The organism is Nocardioides speluncae (assembly GCF_003121585.1).
GTDB lineage: Bacteria > Actinomycetota > Actinomycetes > Propionibacteriales > Nocardioidaceae > Nocardioides > Nocardioides speluncae.
The window spans coordinates 197,410-217,017 of record NZ_QEOO01000051.1 but is presented as its reverse complement, the minus strand read 5'-3'; the positions used below and the strand labels follow the sequence as shown (position 1 = coordinate 217,017).

The following is a 19,608-nucleotide window of genomic DNA, read 5'->3' as shown; positions in this document are numbered from 1 at the left end:
CTGCGGGCCGTCGGGCAGGACGTCATACGAACCGTCACCTATTCGAGCCAGGCCGTATGACGCACCGCGGGACGTCATACGAACCGCGCGCAATGGGTTGCGGCTCGTATGACGTCCGCCCGCCGCCCCGAGTGGCCGCCTCATAGGTGGTAGAGCTGCTGGAGCGGCGCCCGGTCCACCGGCCGCATGCTCAGCTGCTCGCCGCGGAAGCTCGCGACGCCGGTCGCCGCATCCACCTCCACCGGACCGGTCACGCCGTGGTGGGCCATCACGCCGAGGTTCACGTCGCGACAGCCGACTACCGGCGCCAGCTGCCGACGCGTCGGCACGGCCGATAGCCCGCTGGCGGCCGCCGCGGCGTTCACGAACAGCAGCGAGATCTCGGCAGCGGTGGGACCGTGCCCGCCGAACTGCGCCCCGAGGACCAGCGGCTGGGCGCCGTCGATCGCGGCGTTCGGGTCGCCGGTGACGCCCCAGGCCGGGAAGCCGGACTTGAGCACCAGTTCCGGCTTGGCCCCGAACATCGACGGCCGCCAGAGCACGATGTCGGCGACCTTCCCCGGCTCCAGGCTGCCTACCTGCTGGTCCAGGCCGTGCACCCGCGCCGGGTTGATCGTCAGCTTGGCGAGGTAGCGCAGCACGCGCGCGTTGTCGTCGCCCTCCGCGGCCGTCGGGTCCGCATGACGCCGCAGCACGCCGGCCAGCCCGAACGTGCTGCGCCAGGTCTCCCCCGCCCGGCCCATGCCCTGGGCGTCCGACGAGGTCACCGGGATCACCCCGAGGTCGTGCAGCAGGTTCTCCGCGCCCATGGTGGCGGCGCGCACCCGGTCGCCGGCGAGCGCGACGTCGCCCGGCAGGTCGGACCGCAGCCCGTGGACGTGGGCGATCATCGCCCGGTGTTCGGCGACCGCGTCGCGGCCGAACGGCAGCGTGGGGTTGGTCGAGGAGGCCAGCACGTGCGGCACCCCGGCCAGGCTGAGTACGTCGGGAGTGTGGCCGCCGCCGCAGCCCTCGACGTGGTACGCGTGAATGGTGCGACCGTCGAGGACCGCGAGCGTGTCCGCAACCGTCAGCCCCTCGTTCAGGCCGTCGGTGTGTACGGCGACCTGGACGTCGTACTCCTCGGCGGCGGTGAGCGCGGTGTCCAGCGTGCGCAGGTGCGCTCCGGTGTCCTCGTGGACCTTGAACCCGCAGACGCCGGCCTCGAGCGCCTCGAGCAGCGGGTCGCGCCTGCTGGACGAGCCGCGGCCGAGGATGCCGACGTTGATCGGGTAGTCGTCGAACGCGGCGTACCCGGTCCGCAGGATCCACGCCGAGCCGACCCCGACGCCCCAGAACGGGCCGATCTCCTGGCCGATCACGGTGGTCACCCCGGAGGCGAGCTCGGCCTCGCAGACCCGCGGCGACAGCATGTGCACGTGGGTGTCAATGCCACCCGGCGTGGCGATCAGGCCCTCGCCCGACACCACGGCCGTGCCGCTGCCGATGACCAGGTCGACGTCGTCCATGGTGTCCGGGTTGCCGGCCTTGCCGACACCGACCACCCTCCCCTCGCGGATGCCGATGTTGGTCGCCCGGATCCCGAGGACGGGGTCGAGCAGCAGCACGTTGCTGACCAGCAGGTCGCAGGACTCCCGGGTCCGGACGGCCTGCATGCCGATCCCGTCCCGGCCGGTCTTGCCGAACCCGAGCAGCACCTCGTCGCACTGCCCGCCCCGGTCGTCGCGGTCCACCCGGACCACCAGCCCGGTATCGCCGAGCACCACCCAGTCGCCGAGGCCGGGGCCGTAGGCGCCGGCCCGCGCGTGCGCGTCGAAGGTCATCGGGTAGCCGCCTCTCGGGTAGCCGCCATCGCCTGCTCGACGGCGTAGTCGGGGTCCGGCCCCTCGGCCTCGCTGTCCAGGAAGCCCCATGAGCGGGCGCGCCGGAGCGCGGTCTCGCGGATGCCCGGCTCGTCGAGCGGTCCGTCCACCAAGCCGGCGAAGCCGACCACCACCCGCGCCCCCCGGATCGGCGCGAGCGCCACGCTCGTCGTACTCCCCGGGTCGAAGCGGACGTGGGTGCCGGCCGGGATGTCCAGGTGCATGCCGTACGCCGCGGCGCGCGGGAAGCGGAGCCGGGCGTTGGCCTCGAAGAAGTGGAAGTGGCTGGTCACCGAGACCGTCACCGGCGCGGTGTTGACGACGTCGATCGTGACCCGGCCGTCGGCCTCCGTTTCGGGCACTGCCTCGGGCACCGGCGGGGCGACGGACACCGACCCGGGCATGTCCGCGCGCTCGGCCACCGGCCCGAACGGCTCGCTGACCACGACCAGTCGGGAGCCGTCGGCGAAGACCGCCTCGACCGACACGGTGCGCACGACGTACGGCACCTCGGGCAGGACGTCGTCGGCGACCAGCACGGCCCGGCCCGCGGCCACCGCCTGGTCGTGCCGATCACCGCGGCGGGCGGCCTCGCAGATCGTGTCGGCGACGATCGCGGTCGCCTCCGGGACGTTGAGCAGTACGCCGTCGGCCAGGCGCCGGCGAGCCAGCTCGGCGGCGGAGAAGAGCAGGAGACGGTCGCGTTCGGTCGGTGTGAGGTGCATGGAGAAAGTTTCACTCTCAGGTATTGACTGAATTTTCAGTCAAGCCCAAACTAACTCACTATGACCTCGACCACAACGGCCACCCCGCCGCACATTCCGGAGTCCGTCGACCCCCTGCTCTCGCCCCGCTACCAGGCAGAGCTGGCGCCACACGGCACCGCGGCGGCGGCCCCGCAGACACCTCCGACCGTCGACCCCCGGCTCCGCACCTACCGGATGCCGGCCGAGTGGGAGCCGCACGAGCGCACCCTGCTCACCTGGCCCACCCGGCGTGAGCTGTGGGCCGGCGTCTTCGAGGAGGCCAAGCGGGACTACGCATCGGTCGCCCGCACCGTCGCGGACTTCGAGCCCGTGACCGTGATCGCGCTCCCGGGAGCGCGGCAGGAGGTGCTCGACCACTGCGGCACCCACAACATCGACGTGCTCGAAGCGCCGGTCGACGACTCCTGGATCCGTGACAACGGCCCGCTGGTGGTCCGCGACGCCAAGGGCGACCGGCTGGGCGTCGACTTCGCGTTCAACTCCTGGGGCCGTAAGTTCCTCCCCTTCGACCACGACGGGGCGCTCAGCACGCGACTGCTGGAGCACCTCGGCATCGAGCGGGTGCCGGTCGACATGGTGCTCGAGGGCGGCAGCATCAGCGTGGACGGCGCGGGCAGCCTGATGACGACCGCCCAGTGCGTGCTGCACAGCAACCGCAACGCCGGTCTCTCCCAGCAGGTCATCGAGGAGACGATGCGCCAGGCGCTCGGCGTCGAGACGGTTCTGATGCTGCCGTTCGGGCACCTCGACGACCGACACACCGACGGCCATGTCGACGGCGTGTGCACCTATGTCGCGCCCGGCCTGGCCGTCGCGCAGACCTGCAGCGACGCCGCCAACGTGAACCACGAGGCGATGGCCCGCAACCTGCGCTACCTGCGCGACAACCCGGACGCCCAGGGCCGGACCGTCGACGTACACGGCCTGGACCTGTTCTCGGCGTTCACCGTCGAGGGCATCACCGAGTACGTCTCCTACGCCAACTTCTACGTCGCCAACGGCGTGGTCGTGGTCCCCGTGAGCGGCCAGCCGGCCGACGACGAGACCGCGCTCGCGCTGATCGGATCGCAGTTCCCCGACCGGCAGACGATCGGCGTACCCGGCCAGGTGATCGCGTACGGCGGCGGCGGTCCGCACTGCATCACGATGCAGGTGCCCGCGGCCGGAGGTGCCGGGTGACCAGCGCGGTTGCGCAGGAGCGCCCGGCCAGCGCGCCGGCCAAGCGCGGTGGCGGCGTCCGCCTGGCCAACCTGGTCAAGCGGTACGGCGACACGCTGGCCGTAGACGACCTCAGCGTCGAGGTCGGCGCCGGCGAGTTCGTGGCCCTGCTCGGGCCGTCGGGCTGCGGCAAGTCCACCTCGCTCCGGATCCTCGCCGGGCTGGAGCAGCCCGACCAGGGCAGCGTCCACCTCGGCGACACCGACGTGACCGCGGTCCCCGCGCACCGGCGCGACATCCACACGGTCTTCCAGTCCTACGCGCTGTTCCCGCACCTCAACGTCGCCGACAACGTGGCCTTCCCGCTGCGCCAGAAGGGCCTGGGCCGCGACGAGATCAGGACCCGGGTCGCCGAGGCGCTGGCGCTGGTGCACCTGCCGCACGCCGCCGGCCAGGCGGTGACCAGCATGTCCGGCGGCCAGCAGCAGCGGGTCGCGCTCGCCCGGGCGATCGTGGACCGGCCCAGCGTGCTGCTCCTGGACGAGCCGCTGTCCGCGCTGGACCGGAGCCTGCGCCAGGCGATGCAGGTCGAGCTGCGGCTGCTGCAGCAGGAGCTCGGCGTCACCACCGTCCTGGTCACCCACGACCAGGAAGAGGCGCTCAGCCTCGCCGACCGGATCGTGATCATGTCGCACGGCAAGATCGAGCAGGTCGGCACCGCCGAGGACGTGTACGACCGGCCGGCCAGCCTGTTCGTGGCCCGCTTCGTCGGCGAGCAGAACGAGCTGGTCACCGACGCCGGCCTCGTGCTGGTCCGGCCCGAGCACGTGCGGGTCGAGGAGCCGGCTGACGAGGCCGCGGGCCCGAACGCCGTCGACGGCATCGTTCGGGGCGTCAGCCTCGCCGGGATCTCGAGCGTGGTGCTCGTCCATTCCCCCCACCACAACCTGCTGGCGCGCGTCCCCCGCGACGGGCGCCCGCTCCCCCGCGTCGGCGACGCCGTGCGCTGCACCTGGGACCAGGCCAATGTCCGCCTGTTCCCCACGCCCGAAGGAGAGTCATGATCCGCCATCTCATCGCCACCGCCTCACTGCTGCTCGGCACTGCCGGCCTGGCCGCCTGCGGCGGCTCCGAGGCCGCCCCCGACCCGTCGACGTACCCCACGAAGATCGAGAAGGGCAGCACGCTCAAGATCTACTCGTGGGCCGACTACATCTCGACCGACAACATCGCCGCCTTCGAGAAGGAGACCGGTGTGAAGGTCCAGGTGGACACCTACGCCTCGGCCGAGGAGGCGCTCGCCAAGCTGCGGCTGACCCAGGGAACCAGCGGCTACGACCTGGTCGTGATGGACGGCTCCTACATCCAGCAGCTGGTCAAGGGCGGCTCGCTGCTGGCCTGGGACAAGGAGCGCCTGCCCGGCTTCGCCGGCCTCTCCGACACGTTCGTCGGCCGGTCCTGGGACCCGGAGAACACCCACGCGATCCCGAAGTCGGGCGGCTCGACCGGCTACGTGTGGGACAGCGCGGTGATCTCGACCCCGCCGGAGACGTGGAACGACTTCTACGACGCTTTCGACGACCCGGGCGTCGACGGCCGGACCTCGGTCGTGGACGGTGCGCCGTCGCTGATCAGCTCCTACTTCTGGGGCAACGACATCTCCGACCAGACCACCAACCCCGACGACTACCAGGCCGCCGAGAAGTACTTCGACGACAAGGTCCTCTCCCACCTCAAGGCCTTCAACTCCTACCCGCGCGCCGATCTCGCGTCGGGCGACCTCGTGCTCGCCCAGACCTTCACGGGTGACGCCCGGGGCGCGCTGATGGACGGCCCGAAGACGCTGCGGTTCGCGCTCGGCGCGCCGAAGACCGACATCTACGTCGACCACTGGGTGCTGCCGAAGGGCTCTGCGAACATCGCCGCCGCGCACGCCTTCGTGGAGTTCGTGCTCGACCCCGTGAACGCCGCGCGGGAGACCGAGTTCCACGGCTACTACACCGGCGTCGAGGCCTCCCGCGACGAGCTGCCGGCCGACATGCCGTTCGAGGAGATCGTCTTCTTCGACGAGGGCGTGCCCGCCGACCGGTTCATCGAGCAGGAGGTGACCGAGGCGCGCAAGCAGTCGGTCGCGACGTTCCAGCGGCTCAAGGCGCTGGCCTCCCGGTGAGCGCCGTCAGCGCCGTGAGCGCGGCGAGGTCCGTGAGGGCGAGGTTGCGGGCGCCGCGCGGCCTGGTCCCGTCGCTGCCGGCCTTCGCCTGGCTGTGCGCGTTCTTCCTGGTGCCCGCCGGGATGGTGGCGGTGTTCAGCCTCGGCGAGTCGGCGTACTTCGGCACCAGCCCGGTCGACCTGAGCGCACCGTCGCTCGACCGGTACGGCGAGGCGGCCAGCGAGACCTTCCGGATCGTGTTCGTGAACACCCTGCAGATCGCGGTCGTCGGCACCGTGCTCTGTGTGCTGCTCGCGGTGCCGATGGCCTACCTGATCACCACCCGGCTGACCGGTTTCTGGAAGTACGCCGCGATCGCCGCGGTCGTCATCCCGTACTGGATGCCGTTCCTGCTGCGCACCTACTCCTGGCGGATCCTGCTGGGCGACCACGGGCCGCTGGCCGAGGGGCTCGGCGTGACCGGTGGCTTCGGGATCGTCGACACCCTGAGTGGCGCCCAGCTGGGCGTGGTCTACAACTACCTGCCGCTCGCGGTGCTGCCGATCGCGGTGGCCCTGGACCGGCTCGACCCGGCGCTGCGGCAGGCCGGGCGGGACCTCGGCGCCAGCTCCTGGCGGGTCTTCTGGCAGGTCACTCTGCCCGCCGCCCGGCCCGGCATCGTCGGCGCCGCGCTGCTGGTCTTCATCCCGCTCATGGGCGACTACGTCACGCCGGCGGTGCTCGGTGGCGTGCAGGCGTCGGTGGTGGGCTCGCTGGTGTCCAGCTCGTTCCTGGAGAGCCAGGACTGGGCGCTGGGCGCGGCCGCCGCCGTACTCCTGATCCTGCTGGTCCTCGCCGTCCTGGCTGCCGCCGCTCTGGCGCTGGCGCTCGGCCGGCTGGTCCTGCGGGCGGTGCGGCCGCTCGACCTGGCCGCCCGGCTGCGGCCGCGCACCGGCACGGCTCGGCCGGCGCGGGTGTCCGGCGACGCCTGGGGACTGCTGCTCCGCGGGTACGGCGTGCTGATGGTGCTGTTCCTCTGGGCGCCGATCCTGACCATTCTGGTCTACTCCTTCAACGACGGCCGGACGCTCCCTGTGTGGGGCGGCGCGAGCACCCGCTGGTACGCCGCGATCCCGGACAACGCCGTACTCATGCAGTCGATCGGCGTCTCGCTGCGCGTCGCCGCGCTGTCGACGCTGGTCGCGATCGTGGTCGGCACGCTCGCCGGCACTGCCCTCGCGCGGGCCGGCCGGCCGATCCGCTGGTCGCTGCTGGGCCTGCTGCTCGTGGTGTTCGTGACTCCGGAGATCGTCACCTCGATCGGGCTGCTGCTGATGTACGTCGCGGCCGGCCCGGCGCTGTCCGACGGCACGCTGCGGCTGGTGATCGCGCATGCGGTGATCTCGACGGCGATCGTCGCCTTCGTCGTGCAGGCGCGGCTGAGCAGCCTGGATCCGCGGCTGTCCGACGCCGCGGCGGATCTCGGGGCCACGCCCGCCGGCGCCTTCCGTCGGGTGATCCTCCCGCTGGCGGCGCCGGCCGTCCTCGCCGCCGCCGTACTCGCCTCGACCGCGTCGCTGGACGACGTCGTCGCGTCGAGCATGCTCGGCAATGTCGGCACCACCACGCTGCCGGTCTACATCTACTCGACGCTGCGCAACGGCATGCGCGGCGACGCTGCCGCCGCCTCGGTGCTGATGATGCTCGGCACCGCGCTGGCGGTCGTCGTACTGGCCTGGGTCATGCAGCGCCGCGGCCAGGGGAAGAGCTTCGCGGCCGGGCTGGTGGGCCGGTGAGCACTCGGCCCGCCTCGCCTAGGATGCGCAGGGTGAGTGACCGTCGCGCACAGCTGCTCGAAGCCACGATCTCCGTCATCGCCGAGCGGGGCGTCCGGGGCATGCGCGTGCAGGAGGTCGCGGCCCAGGCCGGGGTCTCGGTCACCCTGCTGTATCACTACTTCGGCAGCCGTGAGGGCCTGCTCGAGGCCGCGCTGTTCGCGGTCAGCGAGCACGCCGAGCGGTACGCCTCCCAGGAGGCGAGCAGCGCGAGTACGGCGCGCGAGGAGCTGGTCGCGCGGCTGGTCGGCGAGCTGCGCGGCACCGACGAGGTGCGCACCAACTCCGCCGCCTGGGGCGAGCTGCGGTGGGCCTCGGTGTTCGACCAGCGGCTGCGTGCCGCTGTACACAAGCTCACCGCGGAGTGGGTCGACGAGATCGCCGAGCTGATCGAGCGGATCACCCAGGAGGAGGGCAGCACCGGCGACCTGGACACCCACGCCGCGGCCGAGCGGCTGGTCGCCCTCGTCGAGGGCCTGTCCGGCCGCTGGCTCACCGGCGCCGTACCTGTCGACCGGCTGCAGGCGCTGCTGGTCGCCGCGATCGCCCTCGAGGTCCCGTAGGGTCGTACAAACAACCTGGTCAACCCAAGCTGTTTACGATTGCTATTCCGCGGGAAGACCGGAGATGAATCTCATCTTCGAAGGGGCCGGCCAAGTGTCCGACGAGTACCTCAACCTGAACATCGGTGCGCTGAAGCGCGCCGCGATCGACGCGTGGATGAACTCGCACTCCAACGGGTGGTGGGAGATCGACGGCAGTCACTACAGGATCACCGGCGGCGACGCCACGGTCACCCGGCCGGGTGAGGATGGTGAAGGTGGCGGCGACTGGGACGGCAACTTCTTCCTGACCGACTGGATCGTCGACGGCAGCAAGGACGAGGAGTACACCTCCGCGTTCGCCGACATCCGCACCCGGATCGACAACGCCCTCAAGGACTGGGACCACAACCTGCTCCCCAAGCCCAAGAACATCGAGGAGGACGTCGAGCAGGCGCGGCAGGCGATGCGGCTGCTGTCGACGGCGGCCAGCACCTCCGGCGGCGCGACCACTGGCGGTGGCGAGATTGCCGGCTACCTGAAGTCGCTCAACCAGAACGCCAGCTCCATGTCCGGCCAGTCCATGGAGGTCTTCAAGGCCAAGTTCATCAACCAGCTGGAGAGCGCGATCAGCGGCTACCGAGGGATCGCTCTGGTCCTCGGCAACGCGACCGCCGCGGAGCTGAAGATCTGGACCGAGACACGAGCCACGATCATCGACTCGGTCACCAAGACCACCACGGCGTTCAATGCCGCCGCCAACGACGACAGCGTCAACTGGGAGGTCGTGCTGAAGGTCGCCGGCGCCGCTGTCTCAGGGGCGAAGGCATTCCTCACCGGCGGCCTGTCCGGCGTACTGGAGGGCGCTGCGGCCGGGCTCACCCTGATCTCTGACATGGCGGCCATCAGCGAGAAGGAGGCCGCGAAGCCGGACAGCAACAACTACGAGGGCATCATGGTCGCCTTCGAGACCTCGCTGACGGATCTCAGCAAGGCGATCAAGTCCGAGGAAGAGCAGATCAAGACCAACATAGACACCAACTTCGGCCAGGTGCAGGCGGACAAGTCGTCGTACGACCTCACTGCGGCGGTCGTCGACGACGGCAACCCGGAGACGAAGGACAAGACCATCTTCGAGGTCACCGACGACAGCCAGGTCAGCGTCGTCGTGATCAACGCGGACCTGGCCAACGGGATCATCGACGTGGCCATGCCGGGGGTGGCCGCCGAGCTCGCCAAGGCTGCCGACCAGATCTTCTTCGCCGGTCAAACCAAGCTGCGCCGGCCGGATGGGATCGGACTGGGAACCAACGGACCGAGCGGCGAGATCTACGACCTCGGCTGGCGGGCCGCGGAGCTCTGCAAGGACCTCGAGTGGGAGGTCGTCAACGGCGCCAAGATGCTCCGGGCCATCATCGAGGACCTCGGCGTTCAGGACAGCAGCAGCTCCGACAAGCTGGAGCAGCTTCAGGCCAGCCTGAACGAAGGCAGCGGCTGGGACCCCTGGGACTAACGGTTCAGTCCAGCTCGACGATCGCGGCGACCGGTCCCCCACCGGCGGGCCCCTGGTGGGCCGCGGAGACCGAGACGAACACGGCCGGGTCGCCGGTGACGGCCGCGGTCACCCCGCCGACCGCCGACTTGATCTGGCGGTGCCAGTGCACGTCGGAGTCGTCCAGCATCGCGTTGCGGCGCTCGCGCACCATCCCGTCCTGGGACGCCTCGCACTTGAGGAAGACGTTGACCAGCCGGCCCTTGAGGTCGGTGTGGTGGGCGCGCTCGGGCAGGTCGAGGCCGGCGTTGCGGATGGCGTCCCAGATGCCGTCCTGGTCCAGCGCGTCGGCCATCACCGCGTGGCCGATCCGGAACCGGCCGCCCACACCCGCGGCGTTGCCGACGACCACGATCTGAGCCTGGTCGAGCTCCACGCCCGAGGAGCAGGACGCGACCGAGGAGAAGAGGTCGAGGTTGTGCATGACGTCGGCGTCGGTCGGCATCTCGATCTCACCGAGCGCGACCGCGATGCCGAGCGCCGTACAGCCGTTGGAGAGGTCCATCGACTCGTGGGTGTGCTCGGTCCACACGGTCTGGCCGCGCTGCTTGGCGTCGCGGATCGTGTGGATGGTCAGCAGCGGGGTCTTGGTCTGGACGTAGTGCACGTCCACCACCTCCGTGATGCCGGCGCGCTCCATCGCGACCTTGACCCCGTCGGCGACCTTGCGGACCATCGCCACCCGGCCGATGTCCTCGGGCAGCAGCGTCTCGCTCATCGCGTAGCCGACGGTCAGCCGCGGCTCGTCGGTGGGCTCGGCGTCGGTGGTGGCGAAGATCGTGGCGTGCGGGCTGATCACGCCGTCGGTGCCGCCGGACCACACGATCGGCACCTCCTTGACCTTGTCCGGCTCGGCGCCGCCCGCGACCAGCGCCTCACGGAACGCACGGTCGGCGATGATCCGGGTGTAGTCGTTGACGCCGCCGTTGCCTTCGGTCTTGCCGATGATCGCGACCACGCGGTCGGCCTTGAAGACGCCGTCGTCGAGGAGCTTGGTCAGCTCGCTGGCGTCGGCGACGGAGTGGATCGGGACCTTGCGAACGTCGATCGCGGAGGGCATGGAGCTGTCCTTTCGGTTGGTCAGGCTGAGGTCAGGCTGGGGGTCAGGCGGCCGTCACGCGGGTACCTACGCGTCCTTCAACGGCCTCACCGATGAGCGAGAGGGAGGTGATGATGCCGGTGCCGCTGGTCCGCTCGGCGAAGCGGGTGACCGCCTCGACCTTGGGTCCCATCGAGCCGGTGGCGAAGTGCTGCTCGGCGGCGATCGCGCGCATCTCCGTGGTGGAGACGCCGCCGACCTGTCGGGCGTCGGGCGTTCCCCAGTCGAGTACGGCGCCGTCGACGTCGGTGGCGATGACGAGTACGTCGGCGGCGAGCTCCTCGGCCAGCAGGGCCGCGGTCAGGTCCTTGTCGATCACGGCCTCCACCCCGACGAGCTCACCGTCGCGGCGTACCGTCGGGATCCCGCCGCCACCGCAGCAGACCACCAGGAACCCGGCGGCGAGCAGCGCCTCGGCGGCGGCCAGGTCGAGGCAGGCGCGCGGCTCGGGTGAGGCGACGACCCGGCGCCAGCCCTTTCCGGGGACCTCGGTGAACTGCTGGCCGTGCTCGATCAGCACCTTCGCCTCGTCCTCGGTGAGGTGCCGGCCGATCGGCTTGGTGGGGCTGGCGAACCCGGGGTCGTCGGCGTCCACCAGCGTCCGCGAGACCAGCGCGATGGTGCGCTTGGCGAAGCCGCGGGCCGCGAACGCGGCGTCGAGGGCGTTCATCAGCGTCATGCCGAGGGTGGCCTGGGTCTGGGCGCCGCACCAGTCCAGCGGCACCGGCGGTACGACGTTCGCGGCGAGCTCGTTCTTGAACAGCAGGTTGCCGACCTGAGGACCGTTTCCGTGGGTCAGCACCACCTCGTGACCGTCGGCGACCAGGCCCGAGATCGGCTCCGCCGCCTGCGCGATCGCCGCCTGCTGGTCCTCGACGCGGGCGCGTCCGTCCGGCGCAGTCATGGCGTTGCCGCCCAACGCGATCACGATCCTCACCCCGCCGAATCTATGGGCGCCGCCACGGCCCTGGCATGGTCAATGTTCCACAACAGGTGCGTCGGGATCAGGCAAGATCCGCCGACCCGGCCCGTCTTCACCTCAGAACTCGCCGACCCGGCCCGTCTTCACCTCAGAGCCCGCCGACCCGGCCCGTCTTCACCTCAGAGCCCGCCGACCCGGCCCTTGTCGACATTCCAGTGGTGAAGCCGGGCCGGGTCGGCATCAGCGTGAGCTGCGAAAGCTGATGCTGACCCGGAGCTCCGCTGGCGACCCTCGCACGCGTGGACACGGGCCGGGTCGGCGGCTACTGGCGTGAACACGGGCCGGGTCGGCGGCTACTGGCGTGAACACGGGCCGGGTCGGCGGCTACTGGCGTGAACACGGGGCGGGTCGGCGGTTACTGGCGTGAAGACGGGCCGGGTCGGCGGTCGCCCACGCGGGTCAGGGCCTCGAAGGCGGCGGCTACCTCGAGCAGGCGGCGCTCGTGGTTGTGGCGGGCGACGATCTGGATGCCGACGGGCAGTCCGCCGGGGGTGAAGCCGGCGGGCACCGAGATGGCAGGGCAGCCGGTGACGGTGATGAAGTACGCCGCGCGCATCCAGTCGAGATAGGTGACCATCGGCTCGCCGTTGATCTCGGTCGGGAACTCCTGGTCGGCGGGGAACGGCGGGACCTGGCTGACCGGCAGCACCAGGACGTCGTACGTCTCGAACAGCTCGACCATCCGCTGGCTGAGCCTGGCCCGGTCGGTGAACGCCCGCGCGACGTCGCTCCCGGTGAGCGGGGCGCCGGCGCGGATGTTGTCGGCGAGCGACGGCTTGAAGCTGTCGGGGTGCGCGTCCAGCAGCTCGGCGAAGCGGGCGTGGAAGCTCCATGCGCGGAGGGTGCGGAAGACCTGGTCGGCCTCGCGCAGGTCCGGGCTGGCAGCAGTGACCTGGGCGCCCGCATCCGCGAGCGTGACAGCTGCCGTCTCGACGACAGCACGGACGTCGTGGTCCACCTCGACCGCGCCGCCGAGGTCCGGTGCGAGCGCGACCCGCAGGCCGGCGAGCGAAGTCTCGGCCACCGTCTCCAGAGCGTCGGCCGCAAGCGACTGCGGCGTCCGCGGGTCGGGCCCGGCGATCACCGAGAGGAGCAGCGCCAGGTCGGCGACGTTGCGGGCCATCGGGCCGCCGATTGAGAGCGTCTCCGCGGGGTTGGCCTGCGGCCACTCGGGGATCCGGCCGAACGACGGCCGCAGGCCGACCACGTTGCAGAACGAGGCCGGGTTGCGCAGCGAGCCGCCCATGTCGCTGCCGTCCGCGAGCGGCACCATCCCGGAGGCCAGGGCGGCGGCCGCGCCGCCGCTGGAGCCGCCGGCCGACCGGGTCAGGTCGTAGGGGTTGAGCGTGGTGCCGAACACCGGGTTGAAGGTGTGCGAGCCGGCCGCGAACTCCGGCACGTTGGTCTTGCCGACCAGCACCGCGCCAGCCTGCCGGATCCGCGCGACCAGCAGGTCGTCGTGCTCGGCGACGTGGTCGGCGAACAGCGGCGAGCCGTACGTCGTCCGCCAGCCCGCGGCGGCATGAGTGTCCTTGACCGCGAACGGCAGCCCGTGGAGTACGCCGAGCCGCTCACCGCGGGCGTAGCTCTCGTCGGCCTCCAGCGCAGAAGCCCGGGCTCGCTCGGCGTCGAGGCTGACGATGGCGTTGACCTCGGGGTTCACCGCCGAGATCCGGTCCAGGTGCAGCTCCAGCAGCTCGCGGGCCGAGATCTCGCCGTCCCGGACCGCCGCGCTCATCGCGCGGGCGGTCGCGTAGACGTCGAGCGGCATCAGCGTCGGCGCCGGGCCGCGAGGGCACCGGCGATGACGCCGGCCAGGACCAGGCCGGCGCCGACCAGCGCACCCTTGAGCAGATCGTCGGTCGAGCTTGCCGACGCGGCGCGCGGGGGTGCGGCGTACACGGCCGCTCCGTCGGCGCCCTCGCTGACCGCGACCGGAGCAGCGGCGCCCGCCGACTCGGCGACCGTCCCGGTGAGTACGCCGTCGACGTTGCCGAAGAACTCACCAGCCATCCGCTTGCTGACCGAGGTCAGCATCCGCTGGCCGACGCCGCCGATCATCCCGCCGACGATGGCGTCCGCGTCGTAGCTGAGGCGCGTGGTGCCGTCACCGTTGTCGCCGAACCGGACCAGCACATCCGCGGCGATCGTGCCGGGGGCGCCCGCGCCCTGCGCGGACAGCACCAGCGACTCCCGCGGCCGCAGGTCGGTGAGCCGGCAGGTGCCGGCGTAGGTCCCCTTGATCGCCGCGACGCCGGCGGTCACGGTCATCGCGTAGGAGTTCTCGCCGGTCGTCTCCAGCTTCTCGCAGCCCGGGATGGTGCGGACCAGCACGGCCGGGTCCAGCAGCGCGTCCCACACCTTGTCGATGGGCGCCTGCAGCTTGGCCTCACCGGCGATCTTCATCGGTCGTTCCCTTCGATGCGTGTGCGAGCCGGAGCGCGAAGAGCTCCGACGGAGAGATGGGCATGGCGGTGATCGGGAAGCCCTCGGCGTCCTCGATCGCGGATGCCACCGCGGCAGACGTCGGGATCAGGCCTGCCTCGCCGACGCCCTTGATCCCGAGCGGGTTGAGCGGCGACGGCGTCTCGAGGTGGTCCATCTCGATCGACTCCGGGACCTCGGTGGCGTACGGCATCAGGAAGTCCATGAACGACGCGTTGAGCAGCTGCCCATTCTCGTCGTACGCCATCCGCTCGTAGAGCGCTCCCCCGACGCCCTGGGCCACGCCGCCGTGGATCTGACCGGTGACGATCATCGGGTTGATGATCGTGCCGCAGTCGTGGACCAGGGCGTACTTCAGGATCTTGATCTCGGCGGTGTCCGGGTCGGTCTCGACGATGACCGCATGCATGCCGTTGGCGAAGGTCGCCCGCATCGGCGAGTAGAAGTCGCGGGCCTCGAGGCCGGGCTCGTCGTCCTCGGCGACCGGCGGCTTGCCCGGGTCGCCGACGCTGAACTGGGTCGCCGCCTTGCTGGCCTCGTCGAACGCGTAGCGCAGCGGGTTGGAGAGTACGGCGACAGTGCCGAGCGCGATGCTCTTTGCCGGATCGCCGACCACGCGGATCACGCCGTCGACGATCTCCAGGTCATCGGCCGACGCGCCGAGCGCCTCGGCCGCGATCCGCAGCGCCTTGGCCCGGACCATCCGGGCCGTCAGCGCCACCGCCGAGCCGCTCATCACCGCGGCGCGGGACGCGAAGGTGCCGACGCCGTACGGCATCCGCCTGGTGTCGCCGGCCACCACCTCGACGTCCTCGAAGCGGACCCCGAGCTCGTCGGCCGCGATCTGGGCGAACGCGGTCTGGTGGCCCTGACCTTGCGAGGTGAGCCCGACCGCGACCTTGACCTTGCCGCTGGTCTCGACGTGGATGTGGGCGCCTTCGTAGGGGCCGACGCCGGTGCCCTCGACGTAGCAGCCGATGCCGATGCCGACCTTGCGGCCCTCCGCCCGGGCCTCGGCGCGGACCCGCTCGAAGCCGTCCCAGTCGACCAGCTCCTTGAGCTTGCGCAGCGACTCCGGGAAGTCGCCGGAGTCGTAGACCAGCGCCCGGCCGTCCTGGAACGTGAGGCCGTGATCGTAGGGGAACTCGTCGGGCCGGATGAAGTTGTTCTCGCGCACGACCGTCCGGTCCAGGCCGAGGTACGCCGCGATCGCGTCCATGGTCCGCTCCATCACGAACACGCCCTGCGGCCGGCCCGCGCCGCGGTACGGGGTGACGATCACGGTGTTGGTGTAGAGGCTCTCGAAGACCACCTTGTAGCTCTGCGGCTTGTACGGCCCGAGCAGCTGGGTCGAGGTGATGATCGGCACGATCAGCCCGTACGGCGTGTAGGCGCCGTTGTCGTGCCAGAACTCCACCGACAGCCCGAGCAGCCGCCCCTCGTCGTCGAAGCCGACCTCGACGTGGTGCTGCTGGGCGCGCTCGTGGGCCGAGGAGATGAAGTGCTCGCGACGGTCCTCGGTGAACCGGACCGGCTGGCCGAGGGCGCGTGCGGCCATCGGTACCAGCAGCTCCTCGGGCCACGGGTGCATGATCTTGACGCCGAAGCCGCCGCCGACGTCCGGCGTGATCACGTCGACCTGGACCAGGTCGAGGCCCAGCTTGGCGGCGACCGCCGCGCGGACCCCGGTCGAGGTCTGGGTGGACGTCCACACCTGGAGCCGGCGGGCGTCGGTGTCCCAGCGCGCGACCACGCCGCGGCCCTCCATCGGCATGCTGGCGCTGCGCTCGATGTCGAGATCGAGAGCGAGCCGGTGCGGCGCCGTGGCGATCGCCGCCTCGGCGTCGCCGACGTTCTGCTCGAGCCGGGCGGCCACGTTGCCGGGGACGTCGGCATGCACCTGGTGCTCGGCCGCCCGCGCGGCCGGGATGCCGACCACCGGCGTCAGGAACTCGTAGTCGACGCTGATCCGGGCCACCGCGTCCTCGGCGAGGTAGCGGTTGTCGGCCACCACGACCGCGATCGCCTCGCCGACGTGGTTGACCTCGTCCTTGGCCAGCGCGTACTGGGTCCGGCCGTGAGTCAGCGCGGCGTGTGGGATCAGCAGCGGCAGCGGCTCGGCCATCGCGCCGGTGAGGTCGTCGTAGGTGTAGACCGCGTGCACACCCGCTACGTCGAGGACACCGCTCACGTCGATGTCGAGGATCCGGGCGTGCGCGTGCGGGCTGCGCAGCACTGCCATCTCCAGCGCGCCACGCAGCACGTCGTCGGCGTACTGGCCCTGCCCGCGCACCAGCCGGTCGTCCTCGACCCTGCGGACCTCGGTGCCGACCAGCTTGACCGTCGGCTGCGCGGTGACGTCGGTGGTCATGGGGCCACCTCGGCACCGCGGGCGAGCTTGGCGGCGACGCAGACGGCCTCGACGATGTTCTGGTAGCCGGTGCAGCGGCACAGGTTCCCGGAGACCATCTCGCGGGCCTCTTCGCGCGTCGGGTCCGGGTTCTCGGCGATCCCAGCGGTGATCGTGGTCAGGAAGCCCGGCGTACAGAACCCGCACTGCAGGCCGTGGCACTCCTTGAACGCCTGCTGCACCGGCGACAGCGAGCCGTCGGCGTTGGTCAGCCCCTCCACGGTCGTGATCTCGTAATCGCCCGCGGACACCGCCAGCATCAGGCAGGACCGCATCGGCCGGCCGTCGACCAGCACCGTGCAGGCGCCGCAGACGCCGTGCTCGCAGCCGACGTGGGTGCCGGTCAGCCCGAGGTCGTGCCGCAGCGCGTCGCTCAGCAGCCGCCGGGCCGGGACGGTCACGTCGTAGGCAACGCCGTTGACCCGGAGGCGCACCTCGTAGGCCTGCTCGTTGGTCACCTCGGTCACCTGACTCTCCTGTCGGATCGGTCGACCGCGTCGTCGTACGCCGCCCGTACGACGCGCGCGGTCAGCACCCGGACCAGCTGGGCGCGGTAGTCGGCGCTGGCGTGGATGTCGGCCTCGGGCTCCAGCGAGCCGAGTGCCAGCTCGCCGGCGGCGGCCAGGGCGGCGTCACCGACGGCTCCCGAGGCGAACACCTCCGACAGGTCCAGCACGGTCGGCACCTCGCAGACCGACAGGTAGCCGCAGCGGACCGACTCGACCTTCCGGGCATCGTCGACGGTTACCACCGCGGCGACACCGCACAGCGCGTAGTCACCGTGCCGCCGGGCGATCTCGTCGAACGCGACCCCGGCGCCGGGCGCCAGCGCCGGGAAGAACGCCTCGGTGGCGATCTCGCCCTGCTGGAGCGTCGACTCCATCGGGCCGGCGTACAGCTCGGACGCCGGGATGGTGCGGGTGCTGGCGGCCGAGGCCACAGTCAGGCTGCCGCTCAGCAGGCTGAGCACGACCGGCATCTCGGCCGAGGCGTCGGCGTGCACGATCGAGCCGACCGTGGTCCCGCGGTTGCGGATCGTCGGATGCGCGACCAGAGCGAGGGCCTGGGCGAGCAGCGGCTGCACCCGCTCGGCGTCCGCGTCGGCCTGGACCTCGGCGTGCCGGGCCAGGGCGCCGACGCGTACGCCGTCGGTCGACGCCCTCACGTAAGCCAGCTCGTCGAGACCGTTGATGTCCACCAGCATCTCGGGTGCGGCCAACCGCATCGAGAGCAGCGGGATCAGGCTCTGGCCGCCGGCGAGCACCTTCGCATGCGGGTTGCCGGCAAGCGCCTCGAGCGCCTCGGCAAGCGTCGCGGGGCGGAGGAACTCGAACGGTGACGGCTTCATAAGACCTTGGTGACCTCTCCGGCTGGATCCTTCTTCGCCTTCGGCGCCCGGTTGACCAGGTGGAAGTAGACGATGACCAGGATCGTGCCGAGCGCGATGCCACCGAGCTCGAAGTCGTCGGTGATCTCCAGCGTGACGCCACCGATGCCGGCGACCAGACCCCCGGCCAGTCCCACCATATTGACGGGGTCACCGAAGTCGACGTTGTTCTCGACCCAGATCTTCGCGCCGACCAGGCCGATCATGCCGTAGAGGACGATCGTGATCCCGCCGAGCACACCGCCCGGGGTGGCGTTGACGACGGCGCCGAACTTCGGGCAGAGGCCGAGCAGGATGGCGACCCCGGCCGCCACGTAGTAGGCCGCCGTCGAGTAGATCCGGGTGGCGCCCATGACGCCGATGTTCTCGGCGTACGTCGTGGTGGGCGAGCCGCCGACCGCGGAGGCCAGCGCGGTGGCCAGGCCGTCGGCACCGATCGCCCGGCCCATGTAGGGGTCGAGGTCCTCGCCGGTCATCTCGGCGACCGCCTTGACGTGGCCGGTGTTCTCGGCGATCAGCGCGATCACGCCGGGCAGCACCAGCAGGATGAAGGTGACCGAGAACGACGGTCCGTGGACAGCGTCCACACCGTCGGCGAGGGTGCCGCTCGGGAAGCCGATCCAGTCCGCGGCGTCGACGCCGGTCCAGCTGACGCGGTCGTGGGCAACCGGGTCCGGGCCGGTGGGCAGCACCGAGGTGATCTTGCCGAACAGGCCGTCGGCGAACCAGGAGATCAGGTAGCCGAAGATCAGCGCGAGGAAGACCGCGATCCGCGACCAGAAGCCCGGCAGCAGCACCGCCGCGCAGACCATGAACGTCGCGGTCGCGAGCGCGATCCACTGGTCCTGCGGCCAGTAGATGCCGGCCACGACGGGCGCGAGGTTGAAGCCGATCAGCATCACCACGGCACCGGTGACCGCCGGCGGCAGGATCTTGTGGATGGTCCCGGAGCCACCGATGTGGACCACGACACCGACCGCGGCCAGCACCAGGCCGGCGACCAGGATGGCGCCGGTGACGTCGGCCGAGTCGCCGCCCTGCGCGCGGATCGCGGCGACGCCGGCGACGAAGGAGGCGCTGGTGCCGAGGTAGCTCGGCACCCGGTTCTGGCAGATCAGCAGGAACATGATCGTGCAGACACCGGACATCAGGATCGCGAGGTTCGGGTCGAGACCCATCACGATCGGGAACACGAAGGTGGCGCCGAACATGGCGACGACGTGCTGGGCACCCAGCCCCGCCGTACGACCCCAGCTCAGGCGCTCGCGAGGCCCGACCGCCTCGCCCGGGGGCGGCGTCTTGCCGCCGTGCACGACATCCCACTGGAAAAGGCTCATCGCAACTCCGATCCTCGGGCGACCCGACAGCCGCCACGCGACCCCGCCAGAGCAAGGACTCTATTGGCCGACCACCAGCGCAG

General features: G+C 71.1%; 16 protein-coding genes. 6 read left to right on the top strand and 10 right to left on the bottom strand.

Annotated features, from left to right (window positions below; all coding sequences use genetic code 11):
• Nucleotides 1-140 precede the first annotated feature (140 nt).
• Both DDV73_RS27595 and ureA read right to left on the bottom strand, forming a co-directional pair.
• Complete coding sequence (locus DDV73_RS27595) at nt 141-1,823, bottom strand: urease subunit alpha (RefSeq protein WP_109510481.1); 1,683 nt, start codon at nt 1,821-1,823, stop codon at nt 141-143.
• A complete protein-coding gene (gene ureA / locus DDV73_RS27590; protein WP_109510480.1) occupies nt 1,820-2,587 on the bottom strand; it encodes an urease subunit gamma in 768 nt (255 codons plus the stop codon). Before ureA ends, DDV73_RS27595 begins: the two co-directional genes overlap by 4 nt.
• Nucleotides 2,588-2,647: 60 nt before the next feature.
• Between ureA and DDV73_RS27585 the strand changes: the two genes are divergently transcribed.
• From DDV73_RS27585 to DDV73_RS27560, 6 genes are all read left to right on the top strand, one after another.
• The gene (locus DDV73_RS27585) at nt 2,648-3,808 is read left to right on the top strand and encodes an agmatine deiminase family protein (RefSeq protein WP_240617526.1); all 1,161 of its coding nucleotides are present in this window, start codon (nt 2,648-2,650) and stop codon (nt 3,806-3,808) included.
• A complete protein-coding gene (locus tag DDV73_RS27580; protein ID WP_240617525.1) occupies nt 3,805-4,851 on the top strand; it encodes an ABC transporter ATP-binding protein in 1,047 nt (348 codons plus the stop codon). The genes DDV73_RS27585 and DDV73_RS27580 overlap by 4 nt, the downstream gene beginning before the upstream one ends.
• Nucleotides 4,848-5,957 carry a polyamine ABC transporter substrate-binding protein gene (locus DDV73_RS27575; RefSeq protein ID WP_109510479.1) on the top strand — a complete coding sequence of 370 codons (1,110 nt, stop codon included), beginning with the start codon at nt 4,848-4,850 and terminating at the stop codon, nt 5,955-5,957. Before DDV73_RS27580 ends, DDV73_RS27575 begins: the two co-directional genes overlap by 4 nt.
• A gap of 32 nt (nt 5,958-5,989) precedes the next feature.
• Nucleotides 5,990-7,732 (top strand): ABC transporter permease subunit, encoded by a 1,743-nt coding sequence (locus tag DDV73_RS27570; protein WP_154402931.1) that lies wholly within the window; start codon nt 5,990-5,992, stop codon nt 7,730-7,732.
• Between the two features lie 32 nt (nt 7,733-7,764).
• Nucleotides 7,765-8,334, top strand: coding sequence for a TetR/AcrR family transcriptional regulator (locus DDV73_RS27565; protein ID WP_161962551.1), 570 nt, complete (start codon nt 7,765-7,767; stop codon nt 8,332-8,334).
• A 64-nt stretch (nt 8,335-8,398) separates the two neighbouring features.
• Nucleotides 8,399-9,826 (top strand): hypothetical protein, encoded by a 1,428-nt coding sequence (locus DDV73_RS27560; protein WP_109510476.1) that lies wholly within the window; start codon nt 8,399-8,401, stop codon nt 9,824-9,826.
• A gap of 4 nt (nt 9,827-9,830) precedes the next feature.
• Here the strand turns inward: DDV73_RS27560 and bar are convergent, their stop codons facing one another.
• The 8 genes from bar to DDV73_RS27520 form a co-directional block, all read right to left on the bottom strand.
• A complete protein-coding gene (bar, locus tag DDV73_RS27555; protein WP_109510475.1) occupies nt 9,831-10,925 on the bottom strand; it encodes a barbiturase in 1,095 nt (364 codons plus the stop codon).
• A gap of 43 nt (nt 10,926-10,968) precedes the next feature.
• Entirely contained in the window at nt 10,969-11,901 is a 933-nt protein-coding gene (locus tag DDV73_RS27550) for a carbamate kinase (RefSeq protein ID WP_109510474.1), read from the bottom strand.
• A gap of 400 nt (nt 11,902-12,301) precedes the next feature.
• Complete coding sequence (locus tag DDV73_RS27545; protein ID WP_109510473.1) at nt 12,302-13,717, bottom strand: amidase; 1,416 nt, start codon at nt 13,715-13,717, stop codon at nt 12,302-12,304.
• Nucleotides 13,717-14,352: an SRPBCC family protein gene (locus DDV73_RS27540; RefSeq protein WP_109510472.1), complete on the bottom strand. Its 636-nt coding sequence runs from the start codon at nt 14,350-14,352 to the stop codon at nt 13,717-13,719. The genes DDV73_RS27545 and DDV73_RS27540 overlap by 1 nt, the downstream gene beginning before the upstream one ends.
• Complete coding sequence (gene cutA, locus DDV73_RS27535) at nt 14,336-16,762, bottom strand: aerobic carbon-monoxide dehydrogenase large subunit (protein WP_109510471.1); 2,427 nt, start codon at nt 16,760-16,762, stop codon at nt 14,336-14,338. Before cutA ends, DDV73_RS27540 begins: the two co-directional genes overlap by 17 nt.
• The gene (locus DDV73_RS27530) at nt 16,759-17,268 is read right to left on the bottom strand and encodes a (2Fe-2S)-binding protein (protein WP_240617524.1); all 510 of its coding nucleotides are present in this window, start codon (nt 17,266-17,268) and stop codon (nt 16,759-16,761) included. The genes cutA and DDV73_RS27530 overlap by 4 nt, the downstream gene beginning before the upstream one ends.
• Complete coding sequence (locus DDV73_RS27525; protein WP_109510469.1) at nt 17,265-18,149, bottom strand: FAD binding domain-containing protein; 885 nt, start codon at nt 18,147-18,149, stop codon at nt 17,265-17,267. Before DDV73_RS27525 ends, DDV73_RS27530 begins: the two co-directional genes overlap by 4 nt.
• Nucleotides 18,146-19,525, bottom strand: a complete 1,380-nt coding sequence (locus DDV73_RS27520; protein ID WP_109510468.1) for a uracil-xanthine permease family protein — start codon at nt 19,523-19,525, stop codon at nt 18,146-18,148. The genes DDV73_RS27525 and DDV73_RS27520 overlap by 4 nt, the downstream gene beginning before the upstream one ends.
• Nucleotides 19,526-19,608: the final 83 nt, after the last annotated feature.

Excerpts from the sequence above, each read along its gene's own strand:
- DDV73_RS27595 (WP_109510481.1), bottom strand. The coding sequence starts at position 1,823 with ATGACCTTCGACGCGCACGCGCGGGCCGGCGCCTACGGCCCCGGCCTC.
- ureA (WP_109510480.1), bottom strand. The coding sequence starts at position 2,587 with ATGCACCTCACACCGACCGAACGCGACCGTCTCCTGCTCTTCTCCGCC.
- DDV73_RS27585 (WP_240617526.1), top strand. The coding sequence starts at position 2,648 with ATGACCTCGACCACAACGGCCACCCCGCCGCACATTCCGGAGTCCGTC.
- DDV73_RS27575 (WP_109510479.1), top strand. The coding sequence starts at position 4,848 with ATGATCCGCCATCTCATCGCCACCGCCTCACTGCTGCTCGGCACTGCC.
- DDV73_RS27560 (WP_109510476.1), top strand. The coding sequence starts at position 8,399 with ATGAATCTCATCTTCGAAGGGGCCGGCCAAGTGTCCGACGAGTACCTC.
- bar (WP_109510475.1), bottom strand. The coding sequence starts at position 10,925 with ATGCCCTCCGCGATCGACGTTCGCAAGGTCCCGATCCACTCCGTCGCC.
- DDV73_RS27545 (WP_109510473.1), bottom strand. The coding sequence starts at position 13,717 with ATGCCGCTCGACGTCTACGCGACCGCCCGCGCGATGAGCGCGGCGGTC.
- DDV73_RS27540 (WP_109510472.1), bottom strand. The coding sequence starts at position 14,352 with ATGAAGATCGCCGGTGAGGCCAAGCTGCAGGCGCCCATCGACAAGGTG.
- cutA (WP_109510471.1), bottom strand. The coding sequence starts at position 16,762 with ATGACCACCGACGTCACCGCGCAGCCGACGGTCAAGCTGGTCGGCACC.
- DDV73_RS27525 (WP_109510469.1), bottom strand. The coding sequence starts at position 18,149 with ATGAAGCCGTCACCGTTCGAGTTCCTCCGCCCCGCGACGCTTGCCGAG.
- DDV73_RS27520 (WP_109510468.1), bottom strand. The coding sequence starts at position 19,525 with ATGAGCCTTTTCCAGTGGGATGTCGTGCACGGCGGCAAGACGCCGCCC.